Annotated in this window: 9 protein-coding genes and 2 rRNA genes; 9 read left to right on the top strand and 2 right to left on the bottom strand. The window is 71.9% G+C overall.

Annotation, left to right across the window (positions count from 1 at the left end; all coding sequences use genetic code 11):
* Positions 1-355: 355 nt before the first annotated feature.
* Together COO58_RS14145 and rrf are read left to right on the top strand one after the other, a co-directional pair.
* Positions 356-3,465, top strand: a 23S ribosomal RNA gene (locus tag COO58_RS14145).
* Positions 3,466-3,538: 73 nt separating this feature from the next.
* Positions 3,539-3,655 (top strand): 5S ribosomal RNA (gene rrf / locus COO58_RS14140).
* Positions 3,656-3,748: 93 nt separating this feature from the next.
* On the opposite strand, the gene COO58_RS30205 is transcribed toward rrf, so the two are convergent.
* Positions 3,749-5,266, bottom strand: coding sequence for a hypothetical protein (locus COO58_RS30205; RefSeq protein WP_176558706.1), 1,518 nt, complete (start codon positions 5,264-5,266; stop codon positions 3,749-3,751).
* Between the two features lie 57 nt (positions 5,267-5,323).
* On the opposite strand from COO58_RS30205, the gene COO58_RS14135 reads away from it, so the two are divergent.
* Together COO58_RS14135 and COO58_RS14130 are read left to right on the top strand one after the other, a co-directional pair.
* Positions 5,324-6,268, top strand: a complete 945-nt coding sequence (locus tag COO58_RS14135) for a tetratricopeptide repeat protein (RefSeq protein WP_255292702.1) — start codon at positions 5,324-5,326, stop codon at positions 6,266-6,268.
* Between the two features lie 71 nt (positions 6,269-6,339).
* Positions 6,340-7,335 (top strand): HAD-IIA family hydrolase, encoded by a 996-nt coding sequence (locus COO58_RS14130; RefSeq protein ID WP_176558875.1) that lies wholly within the window; start codon positions 6,340-6,342, stop codon positions 7,333-7,335.
* A gap of 12 nt (positions 7,336-7,347) precedes the next feature.
* On the opposite strand, the gene COO58_RS14125 is transcribed toward COO58_RS14130, so the two are convergent.
* On the bottom strand, positions 7,348-7,683 hold the full coding sequence (locus COO58_RS14125) for an SCP2 sterol-binding domain-containing protein (RefSeq protein ID WP_091577881.1): 336 nt from the start codon (positions 7,681-7,683) through the stop codon (positions 7,348-7,350).
* A 112-nt stretch (positions 7,684-7,795) separates the two neighbouring features.
* Here COO58_RS14125 and COO58_RS14120 point away from each other — a divergent pair, with 112 nt between their 5' ends.
* The 5 genes from COO58_RS14120 (at position 7,796) to COO58_RS14100 (ending at position 14,561) form a co-directional block, all read left to right on the top strand.
* Complete coding sequence (locus tag COO58_RS14120) at positions 7,796-8,371, top strand: hypothetical protein (RefSeq protein WP_098745301.1); 576 nt, start codon at positions 7,796-7,798, stop codon at positions 8,369-8,371.
* Positions 8,368-8,616 (top strand): hypothetical protein, encoded by a 249-nt coding sequence (locus COO58_RS14115; RefSeq protein WP_091577877.1) that lies wholly within the window; start codon positions 8,368-8,370, stop codon positions 8,614-8,616. Before COO58_RS14120 ends, COO58_RS14115 begins: the two co-directional genes overlap by 4 nt.
* Before the next feature lie 22 nt (positions 8,617-8,638).
* On the top strand, positions 8,639-9,487 hold the full coding sequence (locus COO58_RS14110) for a TlyA family RNA methyltransferase (protein ID WP_091577874.1): 849 nt from the start codon (positions 8,639-8,641) through the stop codon (positions 9,485-9,487).
* Positions 9,484-10,368, top strand: a complete 885-nt coding sequence (locus tag COO58_RS14105) for an NAD kinase (protein WP_091577872.1) — start codon at positions 9,484-9,486, stop codon at positions 10,366-10,368. The genes COO58_RS14110 and COO58_RS14105 overlap by 4 nt, the downstream gene beginning before the upstream one ends.
* A gap of 461 nt (positions 10,369-10,829) precedes the next feature.
* Entirely contained in the window at positions 10,830-14,561 is a 3,732-nt protein-coding gene (locus COO58_RS14100; RefSeq protein WP_098745299.1) for a S8 family peptidase, read from the top strand.
* The last annotated feature ends 25 nt before the right edge of the window (positions 14,562-14,586 follow it).

The raw sequence follows: 14,586 nt of genomic DNA, 5'->3' as shown, positions 1-14,586 counted from the left end.
GGTGGCATGGAGCCCGCGACCTGCGAATGTCGGGTCGGGGTGCTCAGATGGCGGAGACACTGGCAAGTCGGGTGCCGGCAACGGCCATGGTTCCTCTAGTACAGCTGCTTCTTCGGGGGTGGTGGGAACGAGTCCGTGGTGCGGCTGGTGACTGATGTAAGCACCCTGTTGGGTCCTGAAGGAACAACCACGGTTGTTTTTTCAGAACCATGCTCCTGCCCGTGGTGGTGGGAGACGGTTATCCAGGCATGGCCTGGTCCTGCATACCGCCGGCGGTGGTCGGGTTTGGTGTGGGGCTGTGGGTTGTGGGTTGGTTGTTTGTTGAGAATTGCACAGTGGACGCGAGCATCTTTGTGGTCAAGTTGTCAAGGGCGAACGGTGGATGCCTTGGCACCAGGAGCCGATGAAGGACGTGGGAGGCCGCGATAGGCCTGGGGGAGCTGTCAACCAAGCTGTGATCCCAGGGTGTCCGAATGGGGAAACCCGGCATCAGTCATGTGATGTCACCCGCACCTGAACACATAGGGTGTGTGGGGGGAACGCGGGGAAGTGAAACATCTCAGTACCCGTAGGAAGAGAAAACAAATAGTGATTCCGTGAGTAGTGGCGAGCGAAAGCGGATTGAGGCTAAACCGGCTGCGTGTGATACCTGTCAGGGGTTGCGTGGTTGGGGTTGTGGGACCCTGCTGAGTGTGCTGACACGCACTCGAGGAGTTACAAAGCTGGTGGCTAGTCGAACAGTCTGGAATGGCTGACCGTAGACGGTGATAGTCCGGTAGGTGAAAGTTGCCAGTCTTCTGTGGGTGTTCCCGAGTAGCGGCGGACTCCTGAAATCTGCCGTGAATCTGCCAGGACCACCTGGTAAGCCTAAATACTTCCTGGTGACCGATAGCGGACGAGTACCGTGAGGGAATGGTGAAAAGTACCCCGGGAGGGGAGTGAAATAGTACCTGAAACCGTTCGCCTACAATCCGTCGGAGCCTTGCGGGGTGACGGCGTGCCTTTTGAAGAATGAGCCTGCGAGTTAGTGGCATGTGGCGAGGTTAACCCGTGTGGGGGAGCCGTAGCGAAAGCGAGTCTGAATAGGGCGAACATAGTCGCATGCTCTAGACCCGAAGCGGAGTGATCTAGCCATGGGCAGGCTGAAGCGCGGGTAAGACCGCGTGGAGGGCCGAACCCACCAACGTTGAAAAGTTGGGGGATGACCTGTGGTTAGGGGTGAAAGGCCAATCAAACTCCGTGATAGCTGGTTCTCCCCGAAATGCATTTAGGTGCAGCGTCGCGTGTTTCTTGCCGGAGGTAGAGCACTGGATGGTCTAGGGGGCCCACAAGCTTACCGAAATCAGCCAAACTCCGAATGCCGGTAAGTGAGAGCGCGGCAGTGAGACTGCGGGGGATAAGCTTCGTAGTCGAGAGGGAAACAGCCCAGATCACCAGCTAAGGCCCCTAAGCGTGTGCTAAGTGGAAAAGGATGTGGGATCGCATAGACAACCAGGAGGTTGGCTTAGAAGCAGCCACCCTTTAAAGAGTGCGTAATAGCTCACTGGTCAAGTGGTTCCGCGCCGACAATGTAGCGGGGCTCAAGCACACCGCCGAAGCTGTGGCATTCACATTTCAACCTCGCTTGGACTTGATTCCTTGTGCAGGTGTGTGGATGGGTAGGGGAGCGTCGTGCCGGGGGTGAAGCAGCGGGGTGACCCAGCTGTGGACGCGGCACGAGTGAGAATGCAGGCATGAGTAGCGAAAGAAGGGTGAGAAACCCTTCCGCCGGATGACCAAGGGTTCCAGGGCCAGGCTAATCCGCCCTGGGTGAGTCGGGACCTAAGGCGAGGCCGAGAGGCGTAGTCGATGGACAACGGGTTGATATTCCCGTACCCGCGAAAGAGCGACCCTGATGAACCTCGTTGTGCTAACCATCCGAGCTGCCGGACGTCTTCGGACTGATGGTGGTGAGCGTGGGAACCTGACGGGTAGTAGTCAAGCGATGGGGTGACGCAGGAAGGTAGCTGATCCCGGCCGGTGGTTGTGCCGGGGTAAGCGTGTAGGCCGTACCGTAGGCAAATCCGCGGTGCACATAGGCTGAGACGTGATGCCGAGCCGATTCAGGTGAAGTCAGTGATCCTATGCTGCCGAGAAAAGCCTCTAGCGAGTTCTTAGCGGCCCGTACCCCAAACCGACACAGGTGGTCAGGTAGAGAATACCGAGGCGATCGGGCGAACTGTGGTTAAGGAACTCGGCAAATTGCCCCCGTAACTTAGGGAGAAGGGGGGCCGGAGACGTGAAGCCCCGCGCGGGTGGAGCGTTGTATGGCCGCAGAGAGCAGGGGGAAGCGACTGTTTACTAAAAACACAGGTCCATGCGAAGAAGTAATTCGATGTATATGGACTGACGCCTGCCCGGTGCTGGAACGTTAAGGGGACCTGTTAGCTCTTCGGGGCGAAGCGGAGAACTTAAGCGCCAGTAAACGGCGGTGGTAACTATAACCATCCTAAGGTAGCGAAATTCCTTGTCGGGTAAGTTCCGACCTGCACGAATGGCGTAACGACTTCCCCACTGTCTCAACCACAGGCCCGGCGAAATTGCATTACGAGTAAAGATGCTCGTTACGCGCGGCAGGACGGAAAGACCCCGGGACCTTTACTATAGCTTGACATTGGTATCTGAATTAGCTTGTGTAGGATAGGTGGGAGCCGGTGAAGTCCATACGCCAGTATGGGTGGAGGCAATCTTGAAATACCACTCTGGTTGATTTGGGTATCTAACTTCGGACCGTTATCCGGTTCAGGGACAGTGTCTGGTGGGTAGTTTAACTGGGGCGGTTGCCTCCTAAAGGGTAACGGAGGCGCCCAAAGGTTCCCTCAGCCTGGTTGGCAATCAGGTGTTGAGTGCAAGTGCACAAGGGAGCTTGACTGTGAGACTGACAGGTCGAGCAGGGACGAAAGTCGGGACTAGTGATCCGGCACTGGCATGTGGAAGCGGTGTCGCTCAACGGATAAAAGGTACCCCGGGGATAACAGGCTGATCTTCCCCAAGAGTCCATATCGACGGGATGGTTTGGCACCTCGATGTCGGCTCGTCGCATCCTGGGGCTGTAGCAGGTCCCAAGGGTTGGGCTGTTCGCCCATTAAAGCGGTACGCGAGCTGGGTTTAGAACGTCGTGAGACAGTTCGGTCCCTATCCGCCGTGCGCGTAGGATACTTGAGAAGGGCTGTCCCTAGTACGAGAGGACCGGGACGGACGAACCTCTGGTGTGCCAGTTGTCCCGCCAGGGGCACGGCTGGTTAGCTACGTTCGGAAGGGATAACCGCTGAAAGCATCTAAGCGGGAAGCTCGCTTCAAGATGAGGTATCCCACCCACATTTGTGGGGTAAGGCCCCCAGCTAGACGACTGGGTTGATAGGCCGGAAATGTAAGCCCGGTAACGGGTTCAGTTGACCGGTACTAATAGGCCGAGGACTTGACTACCAAGCTGCTACGCGTCCACTGTGCAACTCTGAACAAACACCACCCATCGGGTTGGTTGACATGTTCATAGAGTTACGGCGGTCATGGCGGAGGGGAAACGCCCGGCAACATTCCGAACCCGGAAGCTAAGCCCTCCAGCGCCGATGGTACTGCACTCGGGAGGGTGTGGGAGAGTAGGACACCGCCGGACAATCTTTCAGTCGAGGGCCGCCCCAGCAGGGTCGGCCCTCGACTGCGTTAGCGTTACGGCGGAAACGCCATCAGGAAGGATGCACCTGTGAGTTCAGGACCGCAGGGCGGGGACCGGCCCCGCCGTCACGAGGACAGCGCCGACCGCGGCCGGGAGCGTAACGACGCCCGCCGCGACGACCGTCCTTCGTACCGGGGTGGCCGCGACGACCGCGCCGGCGGCTTCCGTGGTGGCGAGAACCGCGACGGCGGTTTCCGTCGCGACAGCCGGGCCGGCGGTGGCGAGCGTCGCGAGGGTGGCTTCCGCGGTGGGGACCGTGAGGGCGGTTTCCGCGGTGGTGAGCGTCGCGAGGGTGGCTTCCGCGGCGGTGACCGCGACAACCGCCCCGGCGGCGGCGACCGTCGTGAGGGCGGCTTCCGTGGCGGGGACCGTCGTGAAGGCGGTTTCCGTGGGGGTGACCGCGACAACCGCCCCGGCGGCGGCGACCGTCGTGAGGGTGGCTTCCGTGGCGGGGACCGCGATGGCGGCTTCCGGGGTGGCGACCGTCGTGAGGGCGGCTTCCGCGGTGGCGACCGCGAGGGTGGTTTCCGCGGTGGTGAGCGTCGCGAGGGCGGCTTCCGTGGCGGCGACCGTCGCGAAGGTGGCTTCCGCGGTGGCGACCGCGAGGGTGGTTTCCGCGGTGGTGAGCGTCGCGAGGGCGGCTTCCGTGGCGGCGACCGTCGCGAGGGCGGCTTCCGCGGTGGCGACCGTCGCGAGGGCGGTTTCCGTGGGGGCGACCGCGACAACCGCCCTGGCGGCGGCGACCGCCGTGAGGGCGGCTTCCGTGGCGGTGACCGTGAGGGTGGTTTCCGGGGCGGCGACCGTCGCGAGGGCGGTTTCCGTGGCGGTGACCGCGACAACCGGCCCGGCGGCGGCGACCGCCGTGAAGGCGGCTTCCGGAGCGGTGACCGTGAAGGTGGTTTCCGCGGCGGTGACCGTCGCGAAGGTGGTTTCCGTGGCGGTGACCGCGACAACCGGCCCGGCGGCGGCGACCGTCGCGAAGGCGGCTTCCGGAGCGGTGACCGTCGTGAAGGTGGTTTCCGTGGCGGTGACCGCGACAACCGGCCCGGCGGCGGCGACCGTCGCGAAGGCGGCTTCCGGAGCGGTGACCGCGAGGGTGGTTTCCGCGGCGGTGACCGTCGTGAGGGTGGTTTCCGTGGCGGTGACCGTGAGGGTGGTTTCCGCGGTGGTGACCGTCGCGAGGGTGGCTTCCGTGGGGGCGACCGCGACAACCGGCCCGGCGGCGACCGTCGTGAGGGCGGCTTCCGCGGCGGCGAGCGTCGCGAGGGCGGCTACCGGGGCGGCGACCGCGACGGCGGCTTCCGTCGCGAGGACCGGGCCCCGGGTGGTTACCGGGGTGGGCGTGACGACCGGGGCGGGGAGCGTCGCGGCTACGAGGACCGGCCGGGCAACTACGGGCCGCAGCGTGAGCGTCAGGATGAGCGCGGCGAGGGGCGTACCGGCGAGGCGCCGGAGCTGCCGGACGAGGTGGTCGCGAGTGACCTCGACTCGACCGTCCGCGCGGAGCTGCTCTCGCTCGCCAAGCCGGTCGCGGAGACGGTCGCCCGGCACCTGGTCGCGACCGGCCTGCTGATCGACGACGACCCGACGCTGGCGCTGGCGCACGCCATGGCGGCCCGCCGGCTCGCCTCGCGTATCTCCGCGGTGCGGGAGGCGGTCGGGCTGGCCGCGTACCACGCGGGGGAGTGGCAGACCGCCATCGCCGAGCTGCGGACGTACCACCGGATGAGTGGCCTGCAGAGTCACCTGGCGGTGCTGGCCGACTGCGAGCGGGCGCTGGGCCGGCCGGAACGGGCGATCGACCTGTTCCGTGGCGCGGACCGGGAGAAGCTCGACCAGGCCGTCGCCATCGAGCTGCTGATCGTCGCCGCCGGTGCCCGGGGCGACCTGGGGCAGAAGGACGCGGCCGTGGCGATGCTGCAGGTCCGCGAGCTGACCACCGACTCGCCCGAGCCGTGGACGGCGCGGCTGCGCTACGCGTACGCGGACGCGCTGCTCGCCGTGGGCCGACGTGAGGAGGCCCGGGAGTGGTTCTCCCGGGCGGCCGACGTCGACTCCGAGGGCGAGACCGACGCCGCCGAGCGGCTGCTGGAGCTCGACGGCGTGGTCATCGAGGGTGACGACGAGGACGACGAGCCGGCGGACGACGCGGACGGCACCGGCCCGGCGGCCGCGCGCCCCGACGACGAGACCGACGCCGCCGACGACCACCTCGACGAAGACGAGGACGACGACCTCGACGACGAAGACGAGGACGACGACCTCGACGACGAAGACCTCGACGACGAGGACGACCTCGAGGACGACGAGGACGACCTCGAGGACGAAGACGAGGACGACGACGACCTGGACGGCGACACCCGTCCGCGGGCCGACGGCGCCGACACGGCGGACGCCGGTGACGCGGCTCGGGCCGGTTACCGCGACCGCGACGCCGGCGACCTGGGCGACGACGAGCTGACCGACGCCGAGGCGGAGTCGCTCGCCGGTGACACCCCGCCCGCGTCCGGTGGCACGCCTGCCGGCGGTGACGAGGCGGCGGAGCGCCGGTGACAGCGCCCGCCGGGGACACCGCTTCCGGCGCGGACCGGGGTGCACCCGACCGTGCCGGGGCGGGCGGCTGGCTGGTCGACGGGTACGTCCTGGTCGTCTTCGACCTGGACGGGGTCATCTACCTGATCGACCGGCCCATCCCCGGCGCGGTCGAGGCGGTCGCCCGGCTGCACGACGAGGGGCGGGCGGTCGCGTACGCGACGAACAACGCCTCCCGCCGCTCCAGCGAGGTGGCCGACCTGCTCACCGGCATGGGCGTGCCGGCCCGGCCGACCGAGGTGCTCACCTCGGCGGCCGCCACCGCCGAACTGCTCCGGGACCGACTGCCGGCCGGCGCGCCGGTGCTGGTGGTCGGCGCGGAGGCGTTGCGGGCGGAGTTGCGCGCGGTGGGTCTGCGGCCGGTGTCCACGGCCGACGAGGAGCCCGCTGCCGTGGCCCAGGGGTACGGGCCGCAGGTGGGCTGGTCCGACCTGGCCGAGGCGTCCCTGGCCGTCCGCGCGGGCGCGCCCTGGTACGCCACCAACACCGACCGGACGCTGCCCAGCCCGCGCGGACCGCTGCCCGGCAACGGCTCGCTGGTGGCGGTGCTGCGCACCGCGCTCAACCGGGATCCCGACGTGGTGGTGGGCAAGCCGGAGCCGGCGCTGTTCACCACCGCCGCCCGGCGTGCCGGCAGCGGGCGGACCCTGGTGGTGGGGGACCGGCTCGACACCGACATCGAGGGTGCCCGTCGGGCCGGGCTGGACAGCCTGCTGGTGCTCACCGGGGTCAGCGACGCCGCCGAGCTGCTGGCCGCGCCGGAGTCGCGCCGGCCGGCGTACGTCTCTTTCGACCTGGCGGGGCTCTTCGACCCGGCGGCCGTGGTGGCGGTGCCCGGCCGGCCGGACGCCGGCGGCTGGTCGGTGACCGTGACCGGCGGGGAGCTGGTCCTCGACGGTGCGGGACGGCCGCTGGACGCGCTCGCGGCGCTGTGCGCGGTGGCCTGGTCGACGTCGGTCGACCCGCGCGTGCGGGCCGGCTCGGCGCAGGCGGCGGAGGCGCTCGCCGCGTTCGGTCTCGACGGCTGAGCCGCCGGCCGCTCAGAGCAGCTTGCGGAGCTTCATCAGGTCGAACGGGTTGGCCTTGATGGAGACCCGCCGGGACGCCATCGCCGACATGATGTCGAGCCTGCCGTGCACCAGGGCGACCAGGTCGTCACTGCCGGTGCTCAGCGCGATCTTGGCCTTCGGGTCGTCGCCGTCGGCGAGGTCGACCAGCCGGCCGCCCTCCAGCCGACCGTGGAAGGCGGTGCCCAGGTCGGTGATCCGGCAGGCCAGGGTGCGGTCGAGGTCGATCTTCCCCTGCGCCTCGGCGTGCTGGTCCAGCCGGGTCGCCAGGTCCTGCAACGCCTGCCGGCACTCATCCACGCTGGCCACATCGTCTCCTCACCACGAGCCACGCCGTTTCCCGGCACCGTACCGCAATGGGACGTCCCAGGCGCCCGGTAGCGTGGCACCTGCACACCTCGCCCCGCGGAAGGACTCAGGCATGCAGGACGCGTGGCGCGCCTACCTCGAGCTGGCCATGGGCCTGACGGAGGCGCCCCGGAAGAAGGCGCAGGACGCGGTGATGCGCGTCGTCGGCCAGGGTGGCGCGACGGCCGCGCAGCTCCAGTCCCTCGCCGAGGAACTGGTCGCGACCGGCCTGTCGAACCGGGAGGCGCTGACCAAGCTGGTGCGTTTCGAGGTGGACCGGGCACTCGGCGCGGTCGGCCTGGCCACCGCCGACGAGGTCGCCGAGCTGACCCGGCGGGTGCACGACCTGGAACGGCAGCTGCGCGAGGCCCGCACCGTCCCGGCCGGCGCGGGCCCCGAGCGGCCCACGCCGTCGAGCGGCGCGTCGACCGAGCCCGCGCCGTCGGGGGCCGAGCCGCCGGAGGTCGCGCCGACCGGAGCGGCGCCGACCCCGGCGCCGTCCAAGGCGGTCGTGAAGAAGGCAGTGGCCAAGAAGGCGATCGCGCGCAAGCCGGCCGCCACCGTGGCGCGCACACCGGCCGAGGACTCGCCCGCCGCCCCGGTGCGGCCGGCGAAGAAGACCACCGGGCGCCGGGCGGCCGACTCGTGAGCGCGCCCTTCCGCCCGGGTCCGCCTCCCGGGCCGCGCCCCGGCCCGCCCGCGCGCCCCGGCCCGCCGCCCGGTGTCCGCCCGGCGCCGGTCGAGGAGGTCGGCGAGGCCCGGCACCCGGCGGTCGACGCCGCGGTGCGGGGCATGGCCAACGCCGAGGCGCTCGCCCCGGCCGACCAGATCGCGCAGTACGAGGCGGCGTACGAGACGCTGCGCGAGACGCTCGCCAGCATCGACCAGGCCTGAGCAGAGGCGGAGAACCACACCGATGGCTCGTCGTACCCGGCTGGACGCCGAACTCGTCCGGCGTGGCCTGGCCCGCTCCCGCGAGCAGGCCGCCGCGCTGGTGGAGGCCGGTCGCGTGCAGCTGCGCGGAGTGCCGGCCCGCAAGGCCGCCGCCATGGTCGACCCGGCTGACCCGCTGCTGGTCACCGGCGAGGACCCGACCGAGGACTACGTCTCCCGGGGCGGTCACAAGCTGGCCGGCGCGCTCGCCGCGTTCGCCCCGGGCGGGCTGACCGTGACCGGCCGGCGCTGCCTGGACGCGGGCGCCTCCACCGGCGGCTTCACCGACGTGCTGCTGCGCGCCGGCGCCGCCGAGGTGGTCGCCGTCGACGTCGGCTACGGGCAGCTCGCCTGGCCGCTGCGCACCGACGAGCGGGTCCGGGTGTTCGAGCGCACGAACGTGCGTACCCTCACGCCGGAGGCGATCGGCGGGCCGGTCGACCTGACGGTGGCCGATCTGTCGTTCATCTCACTGCGTCTGGTGCTGCCGGCGCTGGCCGGCTGCACCGGCCCCGACGGCGACCTGGCGCTGATGGTCAAGCCGCAGTTCGAGGTCGGCAAGGAGCGGGTCGGCGCCGGCGGCGTGGTGCGCGACCCGGCGCTGCGGGCCGAGGCGGTGCTCGACGTCGCCGCGGCCGCCGCGCGGCTCGGCCTCGGGCTGGCCGACGTGGCGGCCAGCCCGCTGCCCGGGCCGAGCGGCAACGTCGAGTTCTTCGTATGGTTGCGCCGGGGCGCGCCCGCCGCCGATCCCGACCGGGTCCGCGCGGTGGTGGCCGCCGGCCCGCAGGGAGCCGCCGCGACGGCGGCCACGACCGAGGAGGTGTCCGGATGAGCCGTACCGCGCTGCTGGTGACCCACACCGGCCGTCGACGCAGCACCGAGCACGCCCGGTCCGTGGCCGCCGACCTGATCGCGGCCGGGTTCGAGGTGCGGGTCGTGGCCGAGGAGGCCGACGACCTGGACCTGCCCGGCGTGGTGCCGGTGACCGGCCCGGAGGCGGCCGAGGGCGCGGAGATCGTCTTCGCGCTCGGCGGGGACGGCACGTTCCTGCGCGCCGCCGAGCTGGCCCGCCCGGCGAAGGCGCCGCTGCTCGGCATCAACCTGGGCAAGGTCGGCTTCCTCGCCGAGGCGGAGATCGACGACCTGGACACCGCGGTGCGCGACGTGGTCGGGCGCAACTACACAGTGGACGAGCGGCTCACCCTCGACGTGACCGCCGAGTTCGACGGCGGGCCGACCATCGAGTCGTGGGCGCTCAACGAGATCAGCGTGGAGAAGGGCGAACGCGCCCAGATGCTGGAGCTGCTCGTCGATGTGGACGGCCGGCCGCTGTCGCGCTACGGCTGCGACGGCGTGGTCTGCGCGACCCCGACCGGCTCCACGGCGTACGCGTTCTCCGGCGGCGGCCCGGTGGTCTGGCCGGAGGTGGAGGCGCTGCTGCTGGTGCCGATCAGCGCGCACGCGTTGTTCAGCCGCCCGCTGGTCACCGCGCCGACGTCCACGTTCGCCATCACGGTCGACCCGTTCACCACGCTCGCGGTGCTCTGCTGCGACGGCCGGCGGGTCTACGACCTGCCGCCGGGCGCCCGGGTCACCGTGCGGCGGGGCGCGTTGCCGGTGCGCATCGTCCGGCTGCGGGCGCGTCCGTTCACCGACCGGCTGGTGGCCAAGTTCGACCTGCCCGTGCAGGGCTGGCGCGGCAACCGGCGCTGATCGGCCGCTCAGATCCGGCCGGCTCCGCCCCGGCGCGCGTTACCGTGGGCGCACGGGTCACGTCGAGGTGAGTCCGGGCACGGCGGTGAGGCCCGCCGGTTCCCGGACGCGTGACCCGGTGGTCGCGGGCCCGACCAGGGGGTGGTCGGTCCGCGACGGTCGGGGCGCCGGAGCGTTCGCGGCCGGGCCACGGCGGGTGGACCGGCGCGCCGCGCCCGGTCGGGTGTCGACCCCGGTCGGGCCGACAGCTCGTCGAGCCGCCGCCGGAGGAAGCGGCGGCGCACGAGCTGGGCGACGACGCGACGTCCGGCGCCCCGACCACCCATCCGGGCCGTGCCGTGTCCACCTGGCGACATGTCGCCGGTGCGGCGGCCCGTACCCGGTGACCGGGCGGTGCGCGCCGTCGCAGACTCCGATCGCCGGCCTCACGGGGCCGGCCTCGGAGTAGAGGAGCACATCGCATGCACCGGTTCCCCCGCTGGCTCACCGCCGGCGCGGTCGGCGCGTTGGTGGTCGGGCTCGCCGTACCGGCGTCCGCCGACCCGCCCGCCCGGCCCGTGGGCCCGTCCCCGGGCACACCCGCCCCGGGCGCGGCGCCCGCCCGCGTCACCCTGATCACCGGCGACCGGGTCGAGCTGGTCCGGGCCGCGCCCGGCCGGATCGCCGCCACGGTCCACCCCGGTCCGGGACGCGACCGGATCGTCTTCCAGACCACGCAGGTCGACGGCGGGCTGCGGGTGCTGCCCGCCGACGTGGTGCCGTACCTGTCCGCCGGGGTGCTCGACCCGGACCTGTTCGACGTGCAGGAGCTGGTCGAGCAGGGGTACGGCGACACCGGCTCGGCCGCGCTGCCGCTGATCGTGCGCTACCGGGACCCGGCCGCCGGCCGGGTGCGGGCGCTCGCCGGCGCCACCGAGGCCCGTCCGCTGGCGAGCATCAACGGCGCCGCGCTGCGGGTCGGCAAGGGCGACCTCGGCGCGCTGTGGACGTCGCTGCGGGGCACGGCGTCGGCCCGGGTCACCGGCGACGGACCGGCCCGGCTCGGGGCCGGGGTGGAACGGGTCTGGCTGGACGGGCGGGCCCGGGTGGCGCTGGAGCACAGCGTGCCGCAGATCGGCGCGCCGGCCGCGTGGGCGGCCGGTCGGGACGGCGCCGGGGTGCGGGTGGCGGTGCTCGACACCGGCGTCGACGCCGGGCACCCCGACCTGGCCGGTCGGATCGCCGAGGCGCGGGACTTCACCGGCGGCGGCAGCGCCCGCGACGGACACGGGCACGGCACGCATGTGGCGGCCACCGTCGCCGGCAGCGGCGCCGCCTCCGGCGGCCTGCGCAAGGGCGTGGCGCCGGGAGCGCGGCTGCTGGTCGGCAAGGTGCTCGACGACTCCGGCTCCGGCTACGACTCCGGCATCATCGCCGGCATGGAGTGGGCCGCGCACTCCGGGGCCAAGGTGATCAGCATGAGTCTCGGCGGCGCGCCGACCGACGGCACCGACCCGATGAGCCAGGCGGTCAACGACCTCACCGCCGCCACCGGGGCGCTGTTCGTGGTCGCGGCCGGCAACGAGGGCACGGCCCGCAGCGTCGGCTCGCCGGGCGCGGCGAGCGCCGCGCTGACCGTCGGCGCGGTGGACCGCGACGACGCGCTGGCCGACTTCTCCAGCCGCGGCCCGCGGCTGGGCGACAACGGACTGAAGCCGGAGATCACCGCGCCGGGCGTCGGGATCGTCGCCGCGCGGGCCGAGGGCACCGCCATGGGCACGCCGGTGGACGCCGCCTACACCCGGGCGTCGGGTACCTCGATGGCCACGCCGCACGTGGCCGGCGCGGCGGCCGTGCTCGCCCAGGAGCACCCCGACTGGACCGCCGCGCAGCTCAAGGACGCGCTGGTGAGCACCGCGAAGCTGACCGCCGGGCCGACCGTGTTCGAGCAGGGCGGCGGGCGGGTCGACGTGGCCCGGGCGCTGGGCCAGCGGGTGTACGGCACGGCCACCGCCGACTTCGGCCGGCTGGCCACCGGCGCGCCGGCGGCGACGCGGACCGTGCGCTACGTCAACGGCACGGCGACCGCGCAGACGCTGCGGCTGGCGCTGGACCTGCGCAACCTGGACAGTGGCACGGCCGAGGCGGACGGGGTGACGTTCGACGGCGGCGCGGTGACGGTGCCGGCCGGTGGCGGCGTGGACGTGCCGCTGCGGGCCGACCCGGCGCGGCTCGACCGGGGCCCGTACGGCGGGTGGCTGACCGCGACCGGGACCGACGGGGTGAGCGTGCGGACGGCGGTCGGGCTCACCCTCAGCGGCCCGCAGCACACCGTGACGCTGCGCGCGCTGGACATGGCCGGCCGGCCGGGGCCGGCGCCGGTGGTGACGCTGTTCGGCGAGCACCCGGAGTCCGACGCGCTGGGCTGGCTCGGCGGCGGGGACTGGCAGGTCCAGGTGGAGGAGGGCCCGTACCTGCTCCAGGCGCTGATCGAGCACGGCGCGCCGCTGGACGAGCAGCTCACCCTGGTCACCGACCCGGAGCTGACGGTGGACCGGGACCTCACCGTGGTGCTGGACCCGAGGCGCGGCACGCCGGTGCGGATCGAAACCCCGCGCCCGGCCGAGCAGCGGGCCACGCTGAGCTTCTACGAGCACCGGGTCTTCGGCAACGGCCGGCAGGTCGACCACGGGGTGATGGCGTTCAGCACGGTGCAGCAGCTGAACGTCACGCCGACCCGGCCGGTGCGTCGGGGCGAGTTCGAGTTCTCCTCCCGCTGGCAGTTGGTGGCGCCGATGGTGGACGCCCGCGTACCCGGGGTGTCCGGGCCGCTGGACGTCAACCTGATGGGTCAGTCGCCGGCCCCGGCCGGCCGGCAGCGGCTGCGCCTGCTGGCGGCCGGCACCGGCACCCCGGCCGAGCTGGCCGGCGCGCGGGGAGCGGCGGCGCTGCTCACCACCGCCGAGGACCGGTCCGAGGAGGAGCAGGTGGCCGCCGCCGCGGCGGCCGGGGTGGCGGCCGTGCTGATCGTGCGGCCCGCGGACCGCAGCGCGTGGACGGTCTGGCGGCCCACCGGCGACCGGTTGCCGGTGGCGGCGCTGGCGGTGGCGTACGACGACGGGCAGCGGCTGCTCGCCGCCGCCCGGACCGGGCGGGCCCGGCTGGACCTCACGCTGACCGTGGACAGCCCGTACCTCTACGACGTGTTCCAGGTGTCGCGGGGCCGGGTGCCGGAGCGGATCACGCACCGGGTCACCGCCGGCAACACCGCCGAGGTGACCGCCCGTTACGGCGACACCGGCGGGCTGGACTGGTCGACCGAGCAGCGGTTCGGGTGGCGGCCCTGGCAGGAGTTCTCCTGGAACGACGACCAGCGGATGGTGCGCACCGGGACCACCCGGCAGGAGTTCGTCAGCGCCGGTGACTCGTGGTGGCAGCACCGGGTCCTGCACCGGCTGATGTTCGCCAACTGGGGGCAGCTCAACGGCGGTCTGGACGCCGCGCCCCGGCGGTACGCCGGGACCGACCGGGCGGTCGAGACGTGGTACGCGCCGCTGGTGCGTCCGGCCGTGCCGGCCGGCGTCGGGGTGACCGCGCCGAGCCGGACCGGGGACACGCTCGACCTGCGGCTGGCCGAGTTCGTCGACGCGGACGGGCACGCCGGGGCCGCCGGGTACGCCGAGGAGCAGGACACCGTCACCCGCCGGGTCAGCCGGGACGGGCAGCCGATCGCCGACCTCTCCGCCGGCTGGGCGCCGGTGCCGGCCACACCGGGTCGGGCCCGCTACCGGCTGGACGTGACCACCGCCCGGTCGTCGCCGGAGTGGCGGTGGGCCACCCGCACCGAGACGGCGTGGGAGTTCACCTCGGCCCGCCCGGCCGGGGACGCGGCCCGGCCGCTGCCGCTGCTCCAGGTCGACTACCGGGTCCCGGCCGACCTGCGCGGCGAGGTGTCCGGCCGGCGTCCGCACGCGGTCGGCCTGACGCTGCGGCAGCCGGCCGGCCTGCCCGCGCCGACGGGCCTGCGGGTACGGGTCGAGGTCTCCCTCGACGGCGGGCGCACCTGGCGGACGGCGGCGGTGCGGGGAGCCGGCGCCCGGTTCACCGTCGAGGTGCCGGCCGGGCGGGGCGCGGTGTCGCTGCGCGTCCGCGCGTCCGACCGGGCCGGCAGCTCGGTGACGCAGACCGTGTACGACGCGTACGGGCTGCGCTGAACCGGTCGGGGCGGGACGGCTCTGG

This window comes from Micromonospora sp. WMMA1996 (assembly GCF_002573675.1).
In the GTDB taxonomy this organism is placed as follows: domain Bacteria; phylum Actinomycetota; class Actinomycetes; order Mycobacteriales; family Micromonosporaceae; genus Micromonospora; species Micromonospora sediminicola.
This window is presented reverse-complemented; position numbering and strand designations above follow the sequence as displayed.

What these genes read in the sequence shown, in the direction of transcription:
- COO58_RS14110 (WP_091577874.1), top strand. Translation starts at nt 8,639, where the DNA reads ATGGCTCGTCGTACCCGGCTGGACGCCGAACTCGTCCGGCGTGGCCTG.
- COO58_RS14100 (WP_098745299.1), top strand. Translation starts at nt 10,830, where the DNA reads ATGCACCGGTTCCCCCGCTGGCTCACCGCCGGCGCGGTCGGCGCGTTG.
- COO58_RS14105 (WP_091577872.1), top strand. Translation starts at nt 9,484, where the DNA reads ATGAGCCGTACCGCGCTGCTGGTGACCCACACCGGCCGTCGACGCAGC.
- COO58_RS14120 (WP_098745301.1), top strand. Translation starts at nt 7,796, where the DNA reads ATGCAGGACGCGTGGCGCGCCTACCTCGAGCTGGCCATGGGCCTGACG.
- COO58_RS14135 (WP_255292702.1), top strand. Translation starts at nt 5,324, where the DNA reads ATGGCGGCCCGCCGGCTCGCCTCGCGTATCTCCGCGGTGCGGGAGGCG.